The organism is Mucilaginibacter pineti (genome assembly GCF_900101875.1).
Classification (GTDB): Bacteria; Bacteroidota; Bacteroidia; order Sphingobacteriales; family Sphingobacteriaceae; genus Mucilaginibacter; species Mucilaginibacter pineti.
The window spans coordinates 367614-390165 of sequence record NZ_FNAI01000001.1; the positions used below are offsets into that span (position 1 = coordinate 367614).

Genomic DNA, 22552 nt, shown 5'->3' on the forward strand with positions numbered 1-22552 from the left:
AAACAGATGAAGATTGTAATCCTCACGATTCTATCAATTTTCCTTTCTGTTACTGTATGGGCGCAGCAAAGGCAATATACTACCACAAATAAGGAGGCTATCAAGTATTTTGCCATTGCCAATGAAAAGCTCGATGATCACCTATATGATGAGGCCATTGATAACCTGCAAAAAGCAATAGGTGAAGATTCAAAATTCATTGAGGCCCATTTCCAATTAGCCGACGTTTTGCGCTCCCGTCATATTTTCAAAACAGCTATAGAACAATACCTGAAGGTGATAGAGCTCAATCCGGATTTTAACCGTTCTGTTTATCTTAAACTTGGCGAAATTGAGATAAATGATGCCAGATACACACAGGCACAGCAGCACCTCGAAAAATATTTAACGTACCCCAATCTTACTGCTCCTAACACGGTACTGGCGCAAAAATACCTTGCCGATGCCAAATTCAGCATTCAGGCTATGCAGCATCCCGTTGCATTTAAGCCGGTTAATATGGGACCCGAAATAAACACCACCAATGACGAATACCTGCCTGTAGCTACCGCCGATGAAAGTCAGCTTATTTTTACCCGTAAGATAAATAACAACGAGGATTTTTATAAAAGCATTAAAGCAAACGGTAAATGGCAAACGGCTACTTACCTCAGCGATTTCATCAATACCGAAAAATATAACGAAGGCGCTCAATCTATTTCGCAGGATGGTAAATACTTGTTTTTTACGGGCTGTAACCGCCCCGATGGTATGGGCCGATGTGATATCTACATATCGCAAAAAAAAGGCGACGACTGGAGCAAACCTATCGATTTAACAAGCCCTGTAAATACTACAGGCTGGGAGGCGCAGCCATCCATCAGCGCAGATGGGCGCACACTTTATTTTGTAAGCAATAGAAATGGCGGCTACGGCGGCTACGATATCTGGAAATCAAAACTAACAGATAAAGGTTGGGGCGAACCTGAAAATATGGGGCCCAATATCAATACGGCTTATAATGAGCAATCGCCGTTTATTCATGCCGATGATAGTACATTTTATTTCAGCTCCAGCGGCTGGCCGGGATTGGGTAATAAAGATCTTTTTGTAAGTCGTCTGGGTAAGGATGGTAAATGGCAGAAACCTGAGAACCTGGGGTATCCGATTAACACCAATGGCGACGAAAACGGCCTCACATTAACGGCTTACGGCAATTATGCTTTCTTTGCCTCGGATGCACTTAACGGATTTGGAGGCTATGATATTTATACCTTTGAACTGCCCGAAAGCGTCAGGCCGCATGTGGTTACCTATGTAAAAGGGAACGTGGCCGATGCTAAAACCAAGCAACCGCTGGAGGCCGCAGTTGAGATCATTGATCTACAAAACAACATACCCGTTTACCAGGATTATAGTGATGCTGATGAAGGGAGTTTTTTGGCTACCATTACATCAGGTAAAAATTATGGCCTCAATATTTCGAAAAGCGGCTACCTGTTTTACTCCGAAAACTTCTCGCTTGTTGGTTATAAAAATCAGAAACCATTTAATTTAACAGCGTTGTTATCGCCAATTGAAGTTGGTAATAAGGTCATACTGAAAAATATATTTTTCGATACCAATAAATACGATCTAAAGACCGAATCAAAATCGGAACTATCAAAACTGATCGAATTTTTAGGTGAAAACCCAACGGTTCGTATTGAAATATCTGGCCATACCGATAATGTGGGTGGCGAGCAAGTGAATCAAACCTTGTCAGAGAACAGGGCTAAAGCAGTTTATAAGTACCTTATAAGCAATAACGTTGCCCCTGCCCGGCTTGTATTTAAAGGCTATGGCGAAACGCAGCCAATAGCTCCAAATACTACCGACGAAGAAAAAGCAAGAAACAGGAGAACGGAGTTTATGATAATTGCGAAGTAATTTACCGTGGTGCATCCGTGAAAATCACGCTTGTCTCATTGCAAGATGCTGGACAGAAAGATAGAAGACTTACGAAGTTTTAAAAACTTCGTAAGTCTGGCCTCTATAGCTGTTATAGATGGTAAAATATTCAGAGAAAACTTAATTCCCCAATTCTGACATGAATTTGATACGCATTAACTGTACCTCTTCACGGGTGTAATCATCATTGCCTAATTCGGCAAGGGCATCATCAATAGAATCAGCTTCGGCGGTACGGAAATAGTCAAAAACTTCTTCCTGCTTGTCTTCATCAATAACCTCGTCAATATAATAGTTGAGGTTAAGTTTGGTACCCGAGTTAACTATGGTTTCAACTTCTTTCAGGATCTCTTCATAGGTAAGCCCTTTTGAGGCTGCTATATCATCAAGATTAAGGTGACGATCAATATTCTGGATAATAAAAACCTTTAACGCCGACTTATTGGCAGCACTCTTGATCACCATATCAATAGGGCGGTCGATATCATTATCGTCTACATATTTCTGGATCAGATCAGTAAACGGCTTACCAAATTTCAGCGCCTTGCCTGCTCCCACTCCTGATATTTGCTTTAGCTCATCGGTAGTTACCGGGTAGTGCGTACACATTTCCTCAAGCGATGGATCCTGGAAAATTACAAATGGCGGTAAACCCTTTTGCTTGGCCAGTTTTTTACGCAGCTCTTTAAGCATCTGTAGCAACTGGGTATCCAATGCTCCTCCGCCTTGTTTAGGGCCATCTGCGTCATCATCGTCATCAGTGCCCTCTATCACATGGTTCATTACAAAACGAATGCTGTGCGGGTTGTCTATAAAGGCATTGCCCGATTTGGTAAGCCGAAGCAAACCATATTGGTCAATATCCTTTGAAAGGTAATTATTAAGCAAAGCCTGGCGCAGCAAAGAGTTCCATAGGTTTTTACCCAGTTCCTTGCCCGATCCGTAGTAATCCAGCAGATCGTGCTCGTAATTCTTGATCTGCGCATTCTCCTCACCTATCAAAATGCTGATGATGTGGTGGTCGTCAAATTTCTCGCCGATATGCTTGATAAGGCTAAGCGCTTTATGCAGGTGTTCTTCGCCGTCAAAATGCTCTTTAGGACCGCAGCAGTTATCGCACATGTTATTACAGCCGGCTTCGTTAAAGTTCTCGCCAAAGTAATGCAGTAATTGTTTACGACGGCAAACTGAAGATTCGCAATAGTCAATAACTTCTTTTAATATCTGGGTGCCTATTTCGCGTTCAGCAACTGGCTTATCCTTCATGAATTTTTGCAGCTTGTCTATATCCTTTTCAGAATAAAAGGCAACGCAAACACCCTCACCTCCATCACGACCAGCGCGACCGGTTTCCTGGTAATACCCCTCCATGCTCTTAGGTACATCATGGTGTATCACATACCTAACATCTGGTTTGTCGATACCCATGCCAAAGGCTATGGTGGCTACAATCACGTCCACATCTTCCATCAGGAATTTATCCTGTGTATCGGCCCTCACTTTGGGGTCAAGTCCGGCATGGTATGGCAGTGCTTTTACACCGTTAAGGCTAAGCGCTTCGGCCACTTCCTCTACCTTTTTACGGCTAAGGCAATAAATAATACCTGATTTTCCCTGGTTTTGCTTTACAAATTTTACTATCTCTTTTATCACATTACGCTTTGCACGCACTTCATAAAAAAGGTTTGAACGGTTAAATGATGATTTGTAAATGGTGGCATTGTTCATTTGCAGGTTTTTCTGAATATCCTGCTGAACTTTAGGGGTAGCTGTGGCCGTTAACGCAATAATTGGAATATTATCGCCAATGTTGCTGATCACCTGGCGGATCTTACGGTATTCGGGCCTGAAATCGTGTCCCCATTCGGATATACAGTGGGCCTCGTCAACAGCCACAAATGATACCTGGTTGAGGCGTAAAAAATCGATGTTTTCCTGCTTGGTTAATGATTCGGGGGCAACGTATAATAGTTTGGTCTTTCCGGCTAAAACGTCTTCCTTAACCCGGCCTATGTCTGCTTTGGTAAGCGATGAATTTAAAAAATGGGCTATGCTGTCTGAGCCTCCAAAGGCCCTTAACTGATCTACCTGGTTTTTCATCAGGGCTATCAGCGGCGAAATTACAATTGCAGTGCCTTCGCTCATTAATGCGGGCAACTGGTAACACATTGATTTACCACCACCTGTAGGCATGATCACGAAAGTATCATTACCTGCCAGTATGTTAGTGATGATCGCTTCTTGTTCCCCCTTAAAATTGTCGAATCCGAAAAAATTCTGGAGGTTATCAAATAGCGACTTCTTAGTTTCTATCATTATTCTAACTGATCTAAAAGTGCATTTAAAAGTTTAAAGTAACAAAATTTTATGAATAAACGATGGATTTACTTTTAAATTTTATACTATTATGATTATTAATTTGAAAACAATTTATGTACTAAACCTATTTAAATTGTTATCTAATTAATAATTCAATTATTTAGTTTCATTTAATGTGTAATTAACAGATTATTGTACATTTTTGCGCTGGGTAAACAAAATTTAAATTCTACAGAAAACACATGAATAAAAATTATTATGTCATTATAATGGCAGGCGGAATCGGCAGTCGTTTTTGGCCAATAAGCCGTACATCACACCCAAAACAATTTATAGATATACTTGGCACGGGCAAAACATTAATTCAAAATACATACGAAAGATTTTTAAAAATTTGCCCAAAAGAAAACATCTACGTAGTAACTAATGAAAACTATGTTAAGCTGGTAAAAACACAATTGCCCGATATGGGCGAACAACAAATACTTACCGAGCCTGTAATGCGCAACACCGCCCCTTGTGTTGCTTACGGTTGTTTTAAAATAGAAAGTTTAAATCCCGATGCGGCTATTGTTGTGGCCCCATCAGATCAGCAAATATTGGATGAGGATGCTTTTGTAAGTGCTATTGAAAAATCATTACAAACAGCAACTTCGCACGATTGCCTGGTAACCCTGGGTATTAAACCATCAAGACCCGATACCGGCTATGGCTATATTCAGTATACCGATAATGTGATCAATAATGATTTTCATAAGGTTAAAACTTTTACCGAAAAACCAACCCTTGAAATAGCAAAAACCTTTATCCAAAGCGGCGACTTTTTATGGAACGCCGGCATTTTTGTATGGTCGGCAAAAGCTATTGTTAAGGCATTTAACCAGCACCTGCCAGAGATGCATGAAATATTTGCTGATGCCCGCCCGGAATATAATACCGATAACGAAAAATCATACATTCATAAAGCTTACCAGCAATGCATCAATATTTCAATTGATTACGGCGTAATGGAAAAGGCCGATAATGTGTATGTACTACCATCGGAATTTGGCTGGAGCGATCTGGGAACCTGGGCATCCATCTATGATCTTGCCGATAAGGATTACGTAGGCAATGCCGTTATCCCTTCTGAGAAAGTTATCATGTATGATTCATCAAACTGTATGGTAAATGTGCCAGGCGAAAAGCTGGTGATACTGCAAGGTTTGCATGATTTTATCGTTGTTGAATCAAACAATACCCTGCTTATATGCCCGCGCGACCAGGAACAGAACGTTAAACAGGTTGTTGCCGATGTGAAGAACAAGTTTGGAACGAAATATATTTAAACAGATGTGCAGATGACAGATTTCAAATGTGCAGATGATTAAAAACAACAAAGCCCGGTTTTTTTAAATCGGGCTTTGTTGTTTACATAAATTATCAATCTGAAATTTGCACATTTGAAATCTGCACATTTATTTAGATCGCTGCCTTATCGCCTCGTACAAAATAACCCCGGTTGATACCGAAACGTTTAATGATTCAATTTCGCCGAACATAGGGATTTTGGCCAAATGGTCGGATATGCGGATGATCTCGTTGCGGATGCCATCTTCTTCGGAGCCCATGATAATAGCGGTTGGTGCGGTATAATCTGGTGCGTAAATATCTTCCTTGGTTTTTTCTGTACAGGCCACCAATTGTAACCCCGATTCCTGTAAAAACTTAACGGTTTGCATGAAATTATCATGACGGCACACCGGGATCTTATACAATGCTCCGGCCGATGTTTTAATAGCATCGGGATTTATCTGGGCCGATCCTTTGGCCGGGATAATAATGGCGTGCACACCGGCACATTCTGCCGTACGGGCAATAGCGCCCATATTGCGTACATCGGTAATGGAATCTAAAACAAGTATCAGCGGCACCTCCCCTTTTTCAAATATTTCGGGAATGATGTTCTCAATTTTTTGATAAATAATTGGCGAAATAAATGCAACCGCGCCCTGGTGGTTTTTAGCTGTTAAGCGGTTTAGTTTTTCAACAGGCACTTGTTGGGCTGTAATATTATATTCTGTTAAAAGCGATTTTAACTCTTGCGACAGACCGCCACCGGCACCTCTTTGGATATATAATGCCTCTATCTCTTTTCCGGAAGTAATGGCTTCCATAATGGCCCTGATGCCAAAAACCATCTGATTGCTTTCGCGTGGAGGTCTTGAATTAAATGTCATTTGTACTATTCTAATTTTATGCAAAAGTAGCTATATTAATTGATTAAGCCCTTATTGAACCCATTGGCTTATCGGTTTAAATCATAATACCTAACAATTTCAAACTTTATCAACATAGCCTTAACCGGCTGTTTAGCAGTGGTAATAAATCAATATCCACATTTTACCAACAATGTGGTGTTAATATCGTACCTTAAAATATTCAATTGAGAATGATTGCTTTACATCGCCGATACACTATGTGGATTGAATAGTTCTCCCGGCAAAACATTTTTTGTATATTTTTGTGCCCTTATGGCTTTTGAGAACGATAACCAGTACAGTAAACCTAATACCGACCGACGCAGCAGGATTACTAACCCAACTCCATACGCTGGCTTGGGTAAACTTCCACCACAGGCAACTGACCTGGAGGAAGCTGTTTTAGGTGCGCTGATGCTGGAAAAGGATGCATTGTCATCTGTTATCGATGTTTTAAAACCAGAAGTTTTTTACCGCGACAATCACCAGAAAATATTTGCTGCGATAAAAGACCTGTTTGAGAAATCATCACCTGTAGATATCCTCACCGTTACTGCCGAATTACGTAAACAAGGTAATCTTGAAATGATTGGCGGTGCATATTATATTACCGAGCTTACCAATCGTGTAGCCTCCGCAGCCAACATTGAGTTTCACTCACGTATCATTATTCAAAAATTCATTCAGCGCGAACTGATCAGAATCTCCACAGAGGTGATCCAGAGCGCTTATGAGGATACTTCAGACGTACTTGATCTATTGGACAAGGCCGAAAAGAACTTGTTTGAGATAGCCCAGAATAACCTGCGTCGTGATGCTCGTAAAATGGACGATCTGGTACATGAGGCGCTAAAAGATATCGAAGCCCTGAAAGATAAAAAGGACGGACTAACCGGTGTAGCCTCCGGCTTTACCAACCTCGACAGGATGACCTCGGGCTGGCAAAAATCCGACCTTGTGATTATAGCTGCCCGCCCCGCGATGGGTAAAACGGCTTTCGTATTAAGCTGCGCGCGTAATGCGGCGGTTGATTTTGATAAGCCGGTTGTAGTGTTCTCGCTCGAAATGTCGTCTGTTCAGTTGGTTAACCGTTTAATATCCGGGGAAACCGAAATTGAGCAGGAAAAGATCCGTAAAGGAACTTTAGAGGAATGGGAATGGCAGCAGATCCACTCAAAAATTGGTCGTTTAGAGCAGGCAACACTTATTATTGACGATACTCCCGCACTTAATATATTTGAATTCAGGGCCAAATGCCGCCGTTTAAAATCGCAGCATGATATCCAGCTAATCATCATTGACTACTTGCAGCTGATGCACGGTAAATCATCTGATGGTAAAGGTGGTGGTAATCGCGAGCAGGAAATTGGTAGTATCTCCCGTGCTTTGAAATCTGTTGCAAAGGAATTGAATGTGCCGGTGATCGCACTGTCGCAATTGAGTCGTGCGGTAGAAACAAGGCCGGGTAACTCAAAAAGGCCAATGCTATCAGATTTACGTGAGTCGGGATCAATTGAGCAGGATGCGGATATGGTATTGTTCCTGTATCGCCCTGAATATTATGGCTTAACAGAGGACGAAGATGGTAACCCAACCCAGGGTGTTGGTGAGGTAATTATAGCCAAACACCGTAACGGCGAAACAGGTACCGTGCGATTGAAATTTGTTGGTAAATACGTAAAATTCGCCAACCTTGAAGAAGGAATGGATGGTTTCCCGCCTGCATCAAGCAGTCCGTTCACCGGCCTTGCGCCATCCCAGGATTTTGAAAAGCAAAGCAACTTTATTATTCGCCCTTCAAGGATGGATGATATTGATGATGAACCACCGTTTTAGCCCCCTGTCCCTGAAGGGAGTGTTTTTATAACTCTTTGTCATTCTGAGGTACGAAGAATCTATTAGCGACAATCAATGTCACGACTGGGGATAGATAGCGTATAATAGATTCTTCACTCCGTTCAGAATGACAAGCTTATATTTCAATCACACTACAGCACCAACCCCATCACCACTCCTATCAAAATAATAAACGGTGTTTTTATCCTGGTAAAGTGCAGCAGCAGAAATGTGCCTAACATAAGCAAATAAGCTATCCAGTTGCCGCCAAACGGCCTCACTAACAGGATAAAGGCTGTCGCCATAAAACCTACGGCTACCGCGTTAATACCGCTCAGTGAATTTTTAATACGGGTTATCTTTTTTAAATCGTCCCAAAAAGGAACGATAAATAATATAAGGATCAGCCCTGGTGTGTTTACCCCTATTACAGCCACTATGCTCCCAATGATCTGGCCGCCTATACCAAAGCCTTTATTGCCCAGGGTTATTCCTCCTAAAAAAGATGTAAATGAAAATGTGGGTCCGGGTAATGCCTGTTGCAGCGCGTATCCCGACAGGAACTCGGAATTGGAGAGGTAATGCTTTGCATCAACAAATTCGGTATACATTAACGGCACCATAACTTGCCCGCCTCCAAATATCAAAATACCATTACGATAAAAGTTCTCGAATAAGCGAATAGGTAAACTAAATGGAGATGTTTGATTGATGACAGCTCCCAGGGCAGCAAAAAATAACAGTATTCCTATAAAATAGGCCACTTTATTGGGATTTACATTGGAATATAATTTTACGCGTAACTCATTTTCCTGTTGCTGTGTTTCCATTGCCGATGAAATGATACCCCCCAATAAAATAAGCAGCGGGAATGCATAGGCATTATGCAAAATAAGCGTAGCGATCAGCGAGCCAATAGCCAACATCATGCTTACCCTTGTTTTTAAAAACTTATTGGCAAAAGTATAAGTTGCATAAGCCACAATGCCTACCGCCATGGGCTGCACATAGCTAATAATATGGTTGAATTTCACCTGCCCGGCAAACATTTTATAGCTAATGGCCGCCATGCACATAATAGCCGCCGATGGCAATATCCACACCAAAAATGTAAGTAGCGCCAATCGCAGGCCGCCTACCTTCCAGGCAATGCCAACCAATGTTTGGGTTGATGAGGGGCCGGGTAATACCTGCGATAAGGCATTCAGCTCCATCAGTTCCTCCTCGGTCACATAGCGGCGTTTCTCCACAAATTCGCGCAGCAAAACAGCTATATGCGCCTGCGGTCCGCCGAAAGCGGTGAAGGTATATATCAAAACATCACGAAGAAAAAGGAGATGCCGTTTTTTCATTTGGTTCATTAGTTCAATCGTTCATTGGTACTTTGTTTATTGTTCATTCAAATACTAATGAACCAATAAACAAGTGAACCAATGAACGTTAATAGTCGTCATCCTCCTCTATACCCATAGCCTGGCGGTAAACTGCCTGCAGTTCCGAAAAAGCGTGATTATCGCGCTTGGCCTTGGTAACCTTCATGCCGTTTTCGTAGGTATTTATGGCATCCTGTTTACGGTTAAGGGCTTCATATAATTTACCTAAGTGATAATAAGTACCAACGTAGTTGGGGTGATTATTGATCAGATCTTCATAATAGCTCAATGCCTTATCTGCCTCATTAAGACGCAGATATTCAGTGGCGAGCGCATATTTTAAAAACTCATCGTTGGGTTCATTCTTTATAAATTCCAGTAGCTTGTCCAATCTGCTCAACTCCATTTTAAACTCTATCTTTTTTAATTAAATTTGCCAAAACCTATTTATATGAAATCATCGTTGACGGCTTCAAAAATAAACATACCGTTCATGATAGCTTCATTACTGTTTAAAAACAAATAACAACTATGAAAATCCTGGTATGTGTAAGTAATGTTCCTGATACCACCACAAAAATAACCTTTACTGATAACAACACCCAATTTAATACAAATGGGGTTCAATTTATATTAAACCCTTATGATGAGATAGCCCTTTCACGGGCTATTGAGCTAACCGATGGCGGCAAGGGTACAGTAACTGTTATTAATGTTGGTGATGTAAGTACGGAGGCCACCATCCGCAAGGCTTTGGCCATTGGCGCTACCGATGCGGTGCGTATAAACGCTAAACCGCACGATGCCTGGTTTGTGGCATATCAAATTGCCCAATACGTAAAAGAGAACCCTTTCGATCTGATACTTACCGGCCGTGAATCTATTGATTACAATGGATCGAAGGTTGCCGGTATGCTGGGCGAATTGCTGGATCTACCATCTGTTTCCATCATCAAAAAACTGGATGCCGGTGATAGCGATGCTACAGTTGAACGTGAGATTGAAGGCGGCAAAGAGATCCTGACCATTCCCTACCCTTTTGTAGCCGGCACGGCTGAAGGTGTTGCAGAACCTAAGATCCCTAATATGCGTGGCATTATGTCGGCACGTACCAAGCCATTAACTGTTATTGAGCCTGTTGAAGTAAAAACATTTTCCGAGATTATCAGCTATGAAACACCTGCCCCGCGCGGTCAGGTTACCCTTGTACCTGCCGATGATACTGCTAAACTTGTGGAGCTTTTACATGCAGAAGCACGCGTAATTTAATTAACCCGATCTTTACGAAAAACATTATATATGTCAGTTTTAATATATGCGGAAAATGCCGGTGGTAAGTTCAAAAAGTCCATTTTTGAAGCTGTTTCCTATGCCCGTGCCATTGCCGATCAAAATAACACCAGCCTTACAGCAATTTCTATTGGCGATGTAAGTGCCGATGAACTTGCCGCGTTAGGTAAATACGGTGCGCAAAAAGTGTTGAATGTTTCTGGCGATAAGCTAAAGAACTTTGTTAACCAGGCCTATGCCTCTATTATTGCCGAAGCCGCTAAAAAAGAAAACGCCGATATTGTTGTATTATCCAACACCTTCAGCGGCCGTGGTTTGGCCCCCCGTTTGGGCGTTAAACTGGAAGCAGGCGTTGCCGACGGTGCAGTTGCCTTACCAGAGCAAAACGGTGGTAAGTTTACCGTAAAAAAAACAGCCTTCTCGGGTAAAGCTTTTGCGGTTGTTGAATTAACATCGGCCAATAAAGTAATTGCGCTGGTTCCAAACTCCTATAAAGTTGTGGAAACCGGTGGTGCCGCCCAGGTGGAGGATTTTGCTGCTGACACTAAAGCATCTGATTTTAAAGCCCTGATCAAAGAGATCGTACGCTCTACAGATAAAGTTTCCCTGCCCGATGCCGAGATCGTTGTTTCGGCTGGTCGTGGTCTTAAAGGGCCCGAAAATTGGGGTATGGTTGAGGAGCTTGCCCAACTGCTTGGCGCCGCTACAGCCTGTTCAAAACCGGTATCAGATGCCGGCTGGCGTCCGCATAGCGAACATGTTGGCCAAACAGGCATTGCAGTCAGTCCAAATTTGTATATTGCAATAGGAATTTCAGGGGCTATTCAGCACCTGGCAGGTATCAGTTCTTCAAAGGTTATTGTAGTGATCAACAAAGATCCCGAAGCGCCATTTTTTAAGGTGGCAGATTACGGTATTGTTGGCGATGCGTTTGAGGTTGTGCCTAAATTAATAGCGGCCGTTAAAGAATATAAAGCTTCAGCATAAATATAAGTGCGATGGGTAATAACATGAAAAAAATTAAGCTGGATATTGTAGGCTTGTCATACAGCCAAACACAATCCGGCGCTTATGCTTTGGTTTTAGGCGAGGTAAGCGGCCGCAGGAGGCTGCCTATTATTATAGGTAGTTTTGAGGCGCAGGCCATCGCTATCGAAATAGAAAAAATGACCCCAAGCCGTCCGCTTACGCATGACCTGTTTAAGAGTTTTGCGCAGGCCTATCAAATTGAGGTACAGGAGATCATTATTTATAACCTTGTTGACGGGATATTTTATTCAAAGCTGATATGCAGTGATGGTAAAAAAACTGTTGAAATTGATGCCCGGACTTCTGATGCTATTGCAGTAGCTGTTAGGTTTGATTGCCCTATTTTTACTTATGAATTTATCCTTTCTACTGCGGGTATTGTAATTGAGGGTAACGACTTTGTTTACCTCGAAAATATCAACGAAACTCAGGAAGAAAAGTCGGTAGGTTCGGCAGTTGGCGGTGGTTTTGCATCACTAAGCGTTGATGAACTAAAAACCAAACTCCAGGAGGCCCTTGCCGAAGAATCATACGAAAAAGCAGCCAAGATCCGCGACGAACTGAATAAAAGAAAAGCATCTTAAATTAGATCTGAGATGTTAGATCTGAGAATTGAGATTTGATTTAAATTTCACTATTTTCCGCTTTTAATTTAATACTGACTTTAATTATTTTAACCCGGTACCCTATGAATATTAAGTTTCGCTTAATACTGATGAATTTTATGCAGTTTTTTATCTGGGGTGCATGGCTGCTTACTATCGGGGCATATTGCTCGCAAACAAAACATTGGTCTTTCTCGCAATTTGGTGCTATCTTTTCTACTATGGGTTTTTCATCCATTATAATGCCAGCATTAACAGGTATTATATCTGATAAATTTATGAATGCAGAAAAATTATATGGCATTTTGCACATCTTAGGAGCCATTGTATTATTTTGTATACCTATGGTAACCAATCCAACTACCTTTTTTTGGATAATGCTATTAAATATGTGTTTTTATATGCCTACTTTATCATTATCAATAACGGTATCCTACTCGGCATTAAAAAGAAACGGCATTGATGTGGTAAAGGATTTCCCCCCAATACGTACATTCGGTACAATTGGTTTTATAGTGGCATTATGGGCGGTGAGTATTACCCATAATGAAACTTCAGCAAACCAATTTTACATAGCATCTGCAGTTGCGTTAATACTTGGCCTGTATTCATTTACGCTGCCAAAATGCCCGCCGCTTTTAAGCAAAACAAATAACAAAACACTTGCAAGCTCATTAGGGTTAAATGCTTTCGCACTATTTAAAACGCCAAAATTTGCTATATTTTTCACCTTTTCGATGCTTTTGGGGGCAGCCTTGCAGCTTACCAATGCTTATGGCGATACATATATACATGATTTTGGTAAAATACCAATGTATAAGGACACCCTAGCCGTAAAATTCCCAGCGATAATTATGTCGATATCGCAATTTTCTGAAACGCTGTTTATTCTTGCCATACCTTTCTTTTTACGCAAATTTGGTATTAAATATGTAATGCTGTTTAGTATGCTGGCCTGGGTTTTAAGATTCGGCTTGTTTGGTTTTGGAGATCCGGCCAATGGCCTATGGATGATAATCCTATCATGTATAGTTTACGGAATGGCTTTTGATTTTTTCAATATATCTGGTTCATTATTTATTGAAACACAAACTACACCGGAAATAAGAGGTAGCGCGCAGGGCTTATTTATGATGATGGTTAATGGCTTTGGAGCCGTATTTGGAAGTTTAGCCAGTGGTTATATAATTGATAAATTTTTCATACTGCCAAATCATAGTTACAATTGGCATGGCATCTGGCTTACTTTTGCGGCTTACGCCTTAGTTATCGCAATTATATTTCCGTTCGTGTTTAGATATAAACATAACATGGCGCTTGCACATGCCATACAAGATGCTTAAACCGGTAAAATCCTCCATTTACAAACAATTACCCCTGCAATGAAAAAACACTACCGTAAAGAAAATGACTGTTTAAATTGCGGTGCCGTATTAGAAGGTAAATATTGCCACAACTGCGGGCAGGAAAACCTGCAGATAAAGGAAAGTTTTGGTCACATGATGACCCACGCTGTAAGCGACTATTTTCACTTCGACCACCAGTTTTTTCATACCTTAAAACCGCTATTTTTTCAGCCGGGTAAGTTAACCACCGAATATATGGCCGGGCATAGGGTGCAATATCTGCACCCGGTGAAAATGTATATTTTCATCAGTCTGATATATTTTTTACTGCTGTTTAAAAATAACCAGGAGTTTGAGCGGGAAAACGGTAAACAAACCACAACAGAGCAAAACGCCGACGAACTAAAAGCCTCCTTAAAAAATGGCATAAACAATAACGCATTCTTAACTGCCGATCAAAAAAAGAAACTCACCCATAATTTAGAGCTCAAGGCAGATAGCATCAAAAAAGTAAACCTGCTTGCAGAAAAGGCTGATACCATAAAAACTTACGAGCAATATATTAAAGTACAGCAAGCCCTACCCAAAGAAAAGCAGGACAATTATATTGAACACTATTTAATGCAAAAGAAGTTCAAATTGGGTAACAACGACAAAAATTCTAACGAGTTGTTTATGGAAAGCTTTAAGCACAATGTGCCGAAAATGATGTTCTTTCTGCTGCCCCTATTTGCGCTGATCCTGAAAATAGCGTTTAGTAAAAACCGCAAGTTTTATGTAGAGTACCTGATATATTCGTTTCATCTCCATTGCTTTGTATTCCTGTTTCTCTCGTTATTGATACTGGTTAAAATGCTGATCCCCGAAAGCTGGGTCACCATTCTCAGCGTATTAAATACGGCGGCTACCGTTAGTATTACATGGTATATATACCGATCGCTGCGGGTAGTATACAATCGCAGCAGGTTGCGTACCATCAGTAAAATGATAGGTGTAGCAATCAGCTATTTTATAGTTTTTGCCATTTGCCTCGTGCTTTTAGTGGGCATTGTAGCTGCAACTGCATTATAAAACAAAAGCCGGCAATTACGCCGGCTTTGTTATTCACTATTAATTGAGGTTGATAAGGTTTCAATGTTTTTTGCCTATGGCGTATTGAATGCCGCCCAGCAAATGTTTCAGATACAATGGGTCGGCATATGATTCATCTGTATGGCCCAATTCGGTATAAAACGCCCTGCCGCCATCAAAATCATGGTACCAGCTCATGGGGTGGTTATCACCATTCTCGCCGCCTTTGTAGCTTTTTTCATCTATCTTTATCAATACGTGCAAATCATCGGCAATCCATTTATAGTTGTACCATTCGTCAAATCTTTTCCAGTCGGTTGGTAAATGTTTGGTAGCTATAAAATCTTTATCCACTACGTTCAAAACCGCTTCTTGCTGGGCGGGGTGACTTTTAAAATAGGCACCAACCAACTTACCATACCAAGGCCAATCGTACTCGGTATCGGTAGCAGCGTGTACACCAACAAAACCGCCGCCCGCCTTAATATATTGTTCAAAAGCACCCTGCTCGGTATCGTTCAACACATCGCCGGTTGTACTCAAAAATATCACAGCGGCATACTGTTTTAAATTGGCTTTGGTAAATTTCGTGGCATCGGTTGTGGTATCAACATCAAAATTATTCTCCTGCCCAAGTTTTATAATGGCAGGCACTGCAACCGCAATTGAGTTGTGGTGAAAACCGGCGGTTTTACTGAATACCAATACTTTAGCTTTACCAAAAGCCTGGGTAAATGCAAGGCCCGCAAGCAGGCAAATAATAATAGTTTTTTTCATAGTGTTATGTAAATTAGTGAACAAGGTGCAGAGCTTATAGCAATCCCCGATCTTTAGTTTTCAATTGGCTTTGGTAAATTTCGTGGCATCGGTTGTGGTATCAACATCAAAATTATTCTCCTGCCCAAGTTTTATAATGGCAGGCACTGCAACCGCAATTGAGTTGTGGTGAAAACCGGCGGTTTTACTGAATACCAATACTTTAGCCTTACCAAAAGCCTGGGTAAATGCAAGGCCCGCAAGCAGGCAAATAATAATAGTTTTTTTCATAGTGTTATGTAAATTAGTGAACAAGGTGCAGAGCTTATAGCAATCCCCGATCTTTAGTTTTCAATTGGATAAACAATAGTATCAATTAATATTTATTAAATCAACGGATAAGTATAAAAATACAATCGATTGCAAGATGAATCATGACTACTATTAACAAGCAATAGTTACGATTTTGTTATTTTTACATCATGCTGCGGATAAGCGAACTTTTCATCTACCCTATTAAATCATTGGGCGGTATTACTGTTAACAGTGCCGAAGTTACCAGCCGCGGTTTAAAATACGACCGCCGATGGATGCTGGTTGATGAGCACAACCGCTTTATTACCCAGCGCGAGCACACCCAAATGGCGCTATTAAAAGTGCTTATCGGTATCGGTGGCTTATCAGTTACCTACCCGTCAAAAGGTTCCATACTCATCCCCTATCAGTATAATTATCAGGTAAAGCATGATGTTGTAATTTGGGACGATGCCTGTACCGGCGTTTATGTGAGCAATGAAATTGACGCCTGGTTTAGCGAGGTATTAAATATAAAATGCCGGTTGGTTTACATGCCCGATGATAGCGAGCGTGAGGTTGACCAACGCTACGCTTTACCCGGAATGATCACTTCCTTTGCCGATGGCTATCCGTTTTTATTGATCGGCCAGGCATCGCTTGATGATTTAAACAGCAAACTGCATGAAGTGGTGCCTATGGACAGGTTTAGGCCAAATATTGTTTTTACCGGCGGCAATGCTTTTGAGGAAGACCAGATGAACCACCTCACCATTTCGGGGATAGATTTTTACGGTGCCAAACTTTGCGCCCGTTGTGTAATGACAACTATTGATCAGCAAACGGGCATAAAGACAAAAGAACCCTTAAAAACGCTAGCCGGTTATAGATTGAAAAGCAATAAGATCATGTTCGGTCAAAACCTTATCCATAAAGGTAGCGGCACAATTGCCATTGGCGATATGATATCCGTATTGAGCCGGCACGAAGAAGAACGATTTATAGTACAACAAAAAGCAACAAGTAAATGAAACCAACCATCACCATTGAATATTGCCCCAAATGTAACTGGATGATGCGTGCCGCCTACATGGCACAGGAACTGCTTACCACTTTTACCGATGATGTGTATGGCGTAACGCTACGCCCCAGCGAGATTAGCGGAACCTATACCATAAGTATTGATGATACTATCATATTCGACAGAAAAACCGAAGGTCGCTTCCCCGAGATAAAAGAGTTAAAACAATTGGTGCGCGACAGGGTAAATCCGGGGAAAAGTTTGGGCCATTCCGACAGGTAAATTATATCTATTGATTTTACCTAACCTACTTGTTACACCAAATCCATAGATATTATATGCCGAAGTATTGTTTAGTGGATATTTTTAGTTATCATTAACAAAAATCATTGTTTACCTTTGTGAGTTTTATTATAGAAAATGCTTTCCAAAAAAACTAAGTACGCTATAAAGGCATTGGTGATCCTGGGCAAAAACATGGATCAGCCACCAATGCAAATTTCGAAAATTGCCGAGGCTGAAAAAATCCCCAAGAAGTTCCTCGAACAAATCCTGCTCGATTTGCGCAATGCGGGCTTTCTTTACAGCAAAAAAGGCGCTGGTGGCGGCTACAGTTTAAACCGGGACCCTAAAGATATTTTTCTTGTTGCCATAATGCGCATAACAGACGGTCCTATAGCTATGGTACCCTGTGCAAGCTTAAACTTTTACCACAAATGCGATGAATGTCACCAGGAAACCACTTGCGGTATCCGTGATGTTTTTGTTGAAGTAAGGGATGCTACCGTTAAAATACTTAGCGAAACAAGCATAGCCGATATCATTGGCCGGGAACAATCACTCCTTAAGTTGTAATCTCACAAAACTGTCAAAAGCCAGTTTTTTTGAATTAAATTCTACCAGTTCCCTATACTATGTATATATTTGTAAATGGCAATCCCATATTTATATAATTCAAATTATAAAACTTGCATGTATTGCTGCTTAAACGACTGTAAGGCAAGGCTATAATATTATATATTCACCTACGCCTCTTTAGCCAAAGCCAAAGGGGCTTTTTTATAATTGATAAAACATAAAAATATATGCAAAGCTTCAGAACGGAACTGGAGAACCCGGTAGTTGAACAGGATATCATCGATCTTGAAAAAAAGATAAGGGCTTTTCGCGAAGGTAAAATACATGACGAAAAATTCAGGAGCCTGCGTTTAGCAAGAGGTATTTATGGCCAAAGGCAGCCGGGTGTACAAATGATCCGTATTAAATTACCTTTTGGTAAGGTTACTTTTAAGCAAATACTAAAAATTGCCGAAATTTCTGACGAATACGGAAGCCGTAACCTGCACTTAACCACCCGTCAGGATATCCAGATCCATTATGTAAGTCTTGAACGTACACCGGAGCTTTGGGCCAAACTGGAGCAGGATGATATTACCCTGCGCGAAGCTTGCGGTAACACTGTAAGAAACGTAACCGCCTCCCCTGCTGCCGGTATAGATCCAAAGGAACCGTTTGATGTTTCGCCGTATGCACATGCTACTTTCGAGTATTTTTTGCGTAACCCGGTTTGCCAGGAAATGGGCCGTAAGTTTAAGATCTCGTTTTCATCAAGCGATGAAGACACGGCTTTCTCTTACATTCATGACATTGGCGCCATTCCTAAAATAAACGCTAATGGCGATCGTGGTTTCAAAATTCTTTTAGGGGGCGGCCTTGGTGCCCAGCCTTTACTGGCCTTCCCCGTTGAAGAATTTTTACCTGAAGATCAGTTGATCCCTTATATAGAGGCTATTATCCGCGTGTTTGACCGTTATGGCGAACGCAGTAACCGCAATAAAGCCCGTTTAAAATACCTGATAGCAAAATTAGGATTGGATGAGGTTTTACGCTTAGCGCAGATTGAAAGAACAGCGATAAAAGTAAAATCGTACCCTATCAATCGCGATGCGGTTGCACAGCCTTCAATTCCTGAACAAACTACCTTTGCAGAAGTTAGCATAAGTAATCCGTTCCGTTACGAGCAATGGCTTGCTACCAATGTTTTTGAACAAAAGCAACAAGGTTTTTACGGCGTATACATTAAAGTACCAGTAGGCGATATATCATCAGATACAGCACGCGAACTGGTAAAAGTTTTACAGCCTTTAGTGGCCGATGAGATTCGCATTACCCAAAACCAAGGGTTACTGTTGAAATTTGTACGTAAGGAAGCATTGCCATCTTTATATGAAGGTTTGGCTAAGCTTGAACTCGCCGCGCCTGGTTTTGATAGCCTTGCAGATGTAACCACCTGCCCCGGCACCGATACCTGTAACCTGGGCATTAGCAACAGCATGACCATGGCCCGGGTGCTGGAAGATGTTATCTATAACGAATACGAAGACTTTATTTATAACCGCGAAATCAAAATCAAGATAAGCGGTTGCATGAACTCATGCGGTCAGCATGGTTTGGCACATATAGGTTTCCACGGTAGCTCGCTTAAAGCAGGTACAAAGGTATTGCCTTCTGTACAGGTAATGTTGGGCGGCGGAACAGTTGGCAACGGCGTTGGTCGTGCTGCAGAACGTGTGATCAAGGTACCGTCAAAAAGAGCTACAGATGTACTCCGCACAATACTGAATGATTACAAAGCACTATCAACTGAAGAAGAAACTTTCCATGCTTATTATGACAGACAAGGTAAGGATTACTTCTACCGCCTGTTAAAACCATTGGCAGATCTTACCACCCTTACCGATGATGAATTTGTTGACTGGGGACACCAGGAAACGTTTGTTACCGCCATTGGTGTCGGTGAATGTGCTGGTGTGATGATTGATCTGGTAGCTACGTTACTATTCGAGTCTGAAGAGAAAATGGGCTGGGCAAATAAATCATTTGAAGCGGGCGCATGGTCTGATGCTATTTATCATTCATATAGTGTACTAATAAGCTCGGCGAAAGCGCTGTTGCTTGATAAAGCCGTTAACAGCAGCACACATGCAGGCATTATCCGCGAATTTGATGCGCAGTACGTTGATAAAGGCGAATTTGATATTGAAGGCAGCTTTAATGATCTGATATTACAAATAAACCAAAATGAGCCATCAGAAGAATTTGCAACAGCTTATTTGGCCCAGGCAACAGAATTTTTAGGAAAGAGCAAAGCCAAAAGAGAGGCATTAGTATCATAATGACTAATAACAATATAAAAACTCCGCAAATTACATTGGTTGGCGCAGGTCCGGGTGATGCCGATCTGATCACTGTTAAGGCTATCAAGGCCCTAAAAACTGCCGACGTAGTTTTGTATGATGCGCTGGTGAACGAAGAGTTGCTGAATTATGCGCCGAAGGATGCCGTAAGGGTATACGTAGGTAAACGATCTGGCGATCATACGTTTTCGCAAGAAGCAGTAAATAAGCTGATGGTTGATTATGCCATCAATTACGGCCATGTGGTAAGATTAAAAGGCGGCGATCCCTTTGTGTTCGGTCGTGGGTTTGAGGAGCTGGATTTTGCAGATTCGTTCAATATCCCGGCAAGTGTAATTCCGGGTATCTCCAGTTCAATAGCTGTAGCCGAATTGCAAAATATCCCGGTAACGCATCGTGGTCTTAGTGAAAGCTTTTGGGTAGTAACCGGTACCACCGCAAATGGCAAAATATCCGCCGACCTGATCGAGGCATCGCGCAGTAAAGCAACCGTAATTGTGCTTATGGGGGTTCATAAACTTGCCGAAATAGCCGAAATATTTAAAAACGAAGGTAAGAACAACCTGCCGGTAGCGGTTATCCAAAGCGGTACAACCGTTAACGAAAAAGTTGCTGTAGGTACAGTTGATACCATTGTTGATGTTGTTAAGGAAAATAAGATCAGTTCGCCGGCTGTTATAGTTTTGGGCGAGGTTGTATCACTGCATCCTAAGTTTCAGTTAATAAAAAAGGTGTATGACATTGTTGCCCAAGGATAAGAGTTTAACCCCGGTTGAGCATGAGGATATAGGCGGCAATCAGTTGTTTCCCATATTTTTAAAGCTTAACAACCTGCATACCGTTTTGGTTGGCGGCGGCAACGTTGGCCTTGAAAAACTGACTGCTATACTAAATAATAGTAACCATGCTAAAGTAACCGTAATATCAAAGAATTTTGTGCCCGAGATACACGCACTTGCTTCAAAGCACGCCGGGCTTACCATAGTTCAGAAATCATTTACAGACGATGATCTGAACAGTGCCGAGGTTGTTATAGCGGCAACAAACGACAGCGAGCTGAATAAATATATAAGACAATCGGCGCATGATCGTAAGCTGCTCATTAACGTTGCCGATAAGCCCGAACTCTGTGATTTTTATTTGGGTTCGATAGTTAAAAAAGGCGATTTAAAACTTGCCATTTCTACCAACGGCAAATCGCCAACGGTAGCCAAACGGTTAAAAGAAGTTTTAAACGAAAGTCTGCCCGAAGAATTGGATACCACCCTGCAACAAATGAGCGAGCTAAGAAACACACTTAGTGGAGATTTTGCTGATAAGGTTAAAAGATTAAACAGCGTAACATCGGTACTTGTTGAACCTAAATCAAGGGTAAACAAAAACTTTATCTGGCTAATATGGTCAACTATTATAGTTTCTATAGCTGTTGTAGTTACCGCTTTGTACTTTAGAGAGCCCGGATTTAAGACGTTTTTAGAGGGTGTGAGCCCGCAATTCTACTACTTTTTAGGAGCCGGATTTATATTTGCCATGATAGATGGCGCCATAGGTATGTCGTATGGTGTAACATCAACTTCTTTCTCTTTATCAATGGGCATCCCTCCTGCTTCGGCAAGTATGGGTGTGCATTTGTCTGAGATACTAAGCTGTGGCATAGCTGGTTGGATGCATTACCGGATGGGTAACATTAACTGGAAATTATTTAAATTATTGGTGATACCCGGCATTATAGGTGCTGTTACCGGGGCTTATCTGTTATCCTCGTTAGAGCATTACAGCATGTACACCAAACCTGTGGTATCGTTATATACATTGATTCTCGGCTTTGTAATATTATCCAAGGCATTCAACATTAAACGTAAAAAATCGGCAGATAAAGTGAAACGCATATCCCTGCTTGGTTTAGGCGGTGGCTTTATTGACGCGGTTGGCGGTGGTGGCTGGGGCTCTATCGTATTATCAACATTAATTGCGGGCGGTCGCAGCCCTATATTTTCATTAGGTACTGTAAAACTGTCGCGATTTTTCATAGCCATGATGGGTTCAATTACCTTCATAGCCATGGTAAGCAGCGATCACTGGCAGGCCGTAGCTGGAATGATATTGGGCAGCGCATTGGCTGCGCCGATAGCGGCCCGTATCTCCAACAAAATATCAACAAAAACAATAATGGTATCCGTAGCTGTGATAGTTATATTGATCAGCATCAGATCTATTATTCTATTTGCTACCAAGATTTTATAGCC

20 protein-coding genes are annotated in these 22552 nt (G+C 41.5%); 14 read left to right on the forward strand and 6 right to left on the reverse strand.

Features of this window, described 5'->3' with window-relative positions; all coding sequences use genetic code 11:
* The first annotated feature begins 6 nt into the window (after nt 1-6).
* Nucleotides 7-1908, forward strand: a complete 1902-nt coding sequence (locus BLS59_RS01470) for an OmpA family protein (RefSeq protein WP_091143074.1) — start codon at nt 7-9, stop codon at nt 1906-1908.
* Nucleotides 1909-2049: 141 nt separating this feature from the next.
* Here the strand turns inward: BLS59_RS01470 and recQ are convergent, their stop codons facing one another.
* Nucleotides 2050-4242, reverse strand: coding sequence for a DNA helicase RecQ (recQ, locus tag BLS59_RS01475; protein ID WP_091144973.1), 2193 nt, complete (start codon nt 4240-4242; stop codon nt 2050-2052).
* Nucleotides 4243-4490: 248 nt separating this feature from the next.
* On the opposite strand from recQ, the gene BLS59_RS01480 reads away from it, so the two are divergent.
* Nucleotides 4491-5576, forward strand: coding sequence for a mannose-1-phosphate guanylyltransferase (locus BLS59_RS01480; protein ID WP_091143078.1), 1086 nt, complete (start codon nt 4491-4493; stop codon nt 5574-5576).
* Nucleotides 5577-5705: 129 nt separating this feature from the next.
* Here BLS59_RS01480 and rlmB read toward each other — a convergent pair whose 3' ends face one another.
* Nucleotides 5706-6467 (reverse strand): 23S rRNA (guanosine(2251)-2'-O)-methyltransferase RlmB, encoded by a 762-nt coding sequence (gene rlmB, locus BLS59_RS01485; RefSeq protein WP_240315121.1) that lies wholly within the window; start codon nt 6465-6467, stop codon nt 5706-5708.
* A gap of 294 nt (nt 6468-6761) precedes the next feature.
* On the opposite strand from rlmB, the gene dnaB reads away from it, so the two are divergent.
* Nucleotides 6762-8324: a replicative DNA helicase gene (gene dnaB, locus BLS59_RS01490; protein ID WP_091143081.1), complete on the forward strand. Its 1563-nt coding sequence runs from the start codon at nt 6762-6764 to the stop codon at nt 8322-8324.
* Between the two features lie 152 nt (nt 8325-8476).
* Here dnaB and chrA read toward each other — a convergent pair whose 3' ends face one another.
* Nucleotides 8477-9685, reverse strand: a complete 1209-nt coding sequence (chrA, locus tag BLS59_RS01495) for a chromate efflux transporter (protein ID WP_091143084.1) — start codon at nt 9683-9685, stop codon at nt 8477-8479.
* Nucleotides 9686-9764: 79 nt separating this feature from the next.
* Complete coding sequence (locus BLS59_RS01500; protein WP_317039724.1) at nt 9765-10088, reverse strand: tetratricopeptide repeat protein; 324 nt, start codon at nt 10086-10088, stop codon at nt 9765-9767.
* A gap of 140 nt (nt 10089-10228) precedes the next feature.
* Here BLS59_RS01500 and BLS59_RS01505 point away from each other — a divergent pair, with 140 nt between their 5' ends.
* The 5 genes from BLS59_RS01505 to BLS59_RS01525 all read left to right on the forward strand — a co-directional run bounded on the left by BLS59_RS01505 (nt 10229) and on the right by BLS59_RS01525 (nt 15038).
* Nucleotides 10229-10966: an electron transfer flavoprotein subunit beta/FixA family protein gene (locus BLS59_RS01505; RefSeq protein ID WP_091143091.1), complete on the forward strand. Its 738-nt coding sequence runs from the start codon at nt 10229-10231 to the stop codon at nt 10964-10966.
* A 30-nt stretch (nt 10967-10996) separates the two neighbouring features.
* Entirely contained in the window at nt 10997-11974 is a 978-nt protein-coding gene (locus BLS59_RS01510; protein WP_091143094.1) for an electron transfer flavoprotein subunit alpha/FixB family protein, read from the forward strand.
* A 23-nt stretch (nt 11975-11997) separates the two neighbouring features.
* Nucleotides 11998-12600, forward strand: coding sequence for a bifunctional nuclease family protein (locus BLS59_RS01515; protein ID WP_091144979.1), 603 nt, complete (start codon nt 11998-12000; stop codon nt 12598-12600).
* 104 nt (nt 12601-12704) lie between these two features.
* Nucleotides 12705-13964: a nucleoside permease gene (locus BLS59_RS01520; protein ID WP_091143098.1), complete on the forward strand. Its 1260-nt coding sequence runs from the start codon at nt 12705-12707 to the stop codon at nt 13962-13964.
* A 39-nt stretch (nt 13965-14003) separates the two neighbouring features.
* Complete coding sequence (locus tag BLS59_RS01525) at nt 14004-15038, forward strand: DUF3667 domain-containing protein (protein ID WP_091143102.1); 1035 nt, start codon at nt 14004-14006, stop codon at nt 15036-15038.
* Nucleotides 15039-15098: 60 nt separating this feature from the next.
* Here the strand turns inward: BLS59_RS01525 and BLS59_RS01530 are convergent, their stop codons facing one another.
* Together BLS59_RS01530 and BLS59_RS01535 are read right to left on the reverse strand one after the other, a co-directional pair.
* Nucleotides 15099-15815, reverse strand: coding sequence for a ThuA domain-containing protein (locus tag BLS59_RS01530; protein WP_091143106.1), 717 nt, complete (start codon nt 15813-15815; stop codon nt 15099-15101).
* Between the two features lie 60 nt (nt 15816-15875).
* Nucleotides 15876-16085: a ThuA domain-containing protein gene (locus tag BLS59_RS01535; RefSeq protein ID WP_091143109.1), complete on the reverse strand. Its 210-nt coding sequence runs from the start codon at nt 16083-16085 to the stop codon at nt 15876-15878.
* 191 nt (nt 16086-16276) lie between these two features.
* Between BLS59_RS01535 and BLS59_RS01540 the strand changes: the two genes are divergently transcribed.
* The 6 genes from BLS59_RS01540 (at nt 16277) to BLS59_RS01565 (ending at nt 22550) form a co-directional block, all read left to right on the forward strand.
* Nucleotides 16277-17119, forward strand: coding sequence for an MOSC domain-containing protein (locus BLS59_RS01540; protein WP_091143114.1), 843 nt, complete (start codon nt 16277-16279; stop codon nt 17117-17119).
* Nucleotides 17116-17391 (forward strand): Rdx family protein, encoded by a 276-nt coding sequence (locus tag BLS59_RS01545; RefSeq protein WP_091143117.1) that lies wholly within the window; start codon nt 17116-17118, stop codon nt 17389-17391. The genes BLS59_RS01540 and BLS59_RS01545 overlap by 4 nt, the downstream gene beginning before the upstream one ends.
* A 138-nt stretch (nt 17392-17529) precedes the next feature.
* The gene (locus BLS59_RS01550) at nt 17530-17964 is read left to right on the forward strand and encodes an RrF2 family transcriptional regulator (protein WP_091143121.1); all 435 of its coding nucleotides are present in this window, start codon (nt 17530-17532) and stop codon (nt 17962-17964) included.
* Nucleotides 17965-18194: 230 nt separating this feature from the next.
* Complete coding sequence (locus BLS59_RS01555; RefSeq protein WP_091143124.1) at nt 18195-20285, forward strand: HEPN domain-containing protein; 2091 nt, start codon at nt 18195-18197, stop codon at nt 20283-20285.
* Nucleotides 20285-21064, forward strand: coding sequence for a uroporphyrinogen-III C-methyltransferase (cobA, locus tag BLS59_RS01560; protein WP_091143128.1), 780 nt, complete (start codon nt 20285-20287; stop codon nt 21062-21064). The genes BLS59_RS01555 and cobA overlap by 1 nt, the downstream gene beginning before the upstream one ends.
* Nucleotides 21042-22550, forward strand: coding sequence for a TSUP family transporter (locus BLS59_RS01565; RefSeq protein ID WP_091143129.1), 1509 nt, complete (start codon nt 21042-21044; stop codon nt 22548-22550). Before cobA ends, BLS59_RS01565 begins: the two co-directional genes overlap by 23 nt.
* Nucleotides 22551-22552: the final 2 nt, after the last annotated feature.

Bases quoted from the DNA above. Each gene is read 5' to 3' on its own strand.
- BLS59_RS01555 (WP_091143124.1), top strand. From the start codon at position 18,195: ATGCAAAGCTTCAGAACGGAACTGGAGAACCCGGTAGTTGAACAGGAT.
- chrA (WP_091143084.1), bottom strand. From the start codon at position 9,685: ATGAACCAAATGAAAAAACGGCATCTCCTTTTTCTTCGTGATGTTTTG.
- BLS59_RS01525 (WP_091143102.1), top strand. From the start codon at position 14,004: ATGAAAAAACACTACCGTAAAGAAAATGACTGTTTAAATTGCGGTGCC.
- cobA (WP_091143128.1), top strand. From the start codon at position 20,285: ATGACTAATAACAATATAAAAACTCCGCAAATTACATTGGTTGGCGCA.
- BLS59_RS01540 (WP_091143114.1), top strand. From the start codon at position 16,277: ATGCTGCGGATAAGCGAACTTTTCATCTACCCTATTAAATCATTGGGC.
- BLS59_RS01545 (WP_091143117.1), top strand. From the start codon at position 17,116: ATGAAACCAACCATCACCATTGAATATTGCCCCAAATGTAACTGGATG.
- BLS59_RS01510 (WP_091143094.1), top strand. From the start codon at position 10,997: ATGTCAGTTTTAATATATGCGGAAAATGCCGGTGGTAAGTTCAAAAAG.
- BLS59_RS01535 (WP_091143109.1), bottom strand. From the start codon at position 16,085: ATGAAAAAAACTATTATTATTTGCCTGCTTGCGGGCCTTGCATTTACC.
- BLS59_RS01550 (WP_091143121.1), top strand. From the start codon at position 17,530: ATGCTTTCCAAAAAAACTAAGTACGCTATAAAGGCATTGGTGATCCTG.
- dnaB (WP_091143081.1), top strand. From the start codon at position 6,762: ATGGCTTTTGAGAACGATAACCAGTACAGTAAACCTAATACCGACCGA.
- BLS59_RS01515 (WP_091144979.1), top strand. From the start codon at position 11,998: ATGAAAAAAATTAAGCTGGATATTGTAGGCTTGTCATACAGCCAAACA.
- BLS59_RS01530 (WP_091143106.1), bottom strand. From the start codon at position 15,815: ATGAAAAAAACTATTATTATTTGCCTGCTTGCGGGCCTTGCATTTACC.
- BLS59_RS01480 (WP_091143078.1), top strand. From the start codon at position 4,491: ATGAATAAAAATTATTATGTCATTATAATGGCAGGCGGAATCGGCAGT.
- BLS59_RS01470 (WP_091143074.1), top strand. From the start codon at position 7: ATGAAGATTGTAATCCTCACGATTCTATCAATTTTCCTTTCTGTTACT.
- rlmB (WP_240315121.1), bottom strand. From the start codon at position 6,467: ATGACATTTAATTCAAGACCTCCACGCGAAAGCAATCAGATGGTTTTT.
- BLS59_RS01565 (WP_091143129.1), top strand. From the start codon at position 21,042: ATGACATTGTTGCCCAAGGATAAGAGTTTAACCCCGGTTGAGCATGAG.
- BLS59_RS01520 (WP_091143098.1), top strand. From the start codon at position 12,705: ATGAATATTAAGTTTCGCTTAATACTGATGAATTTTATGCAGTTTTTT.
- BLS59_RS01505 (WP_091143091.1), top strand. From the start codon at position 10,229: ATGAAAATCCTGGTATGTGTAAGTAATGTTCCTGATACCACCACAAAA.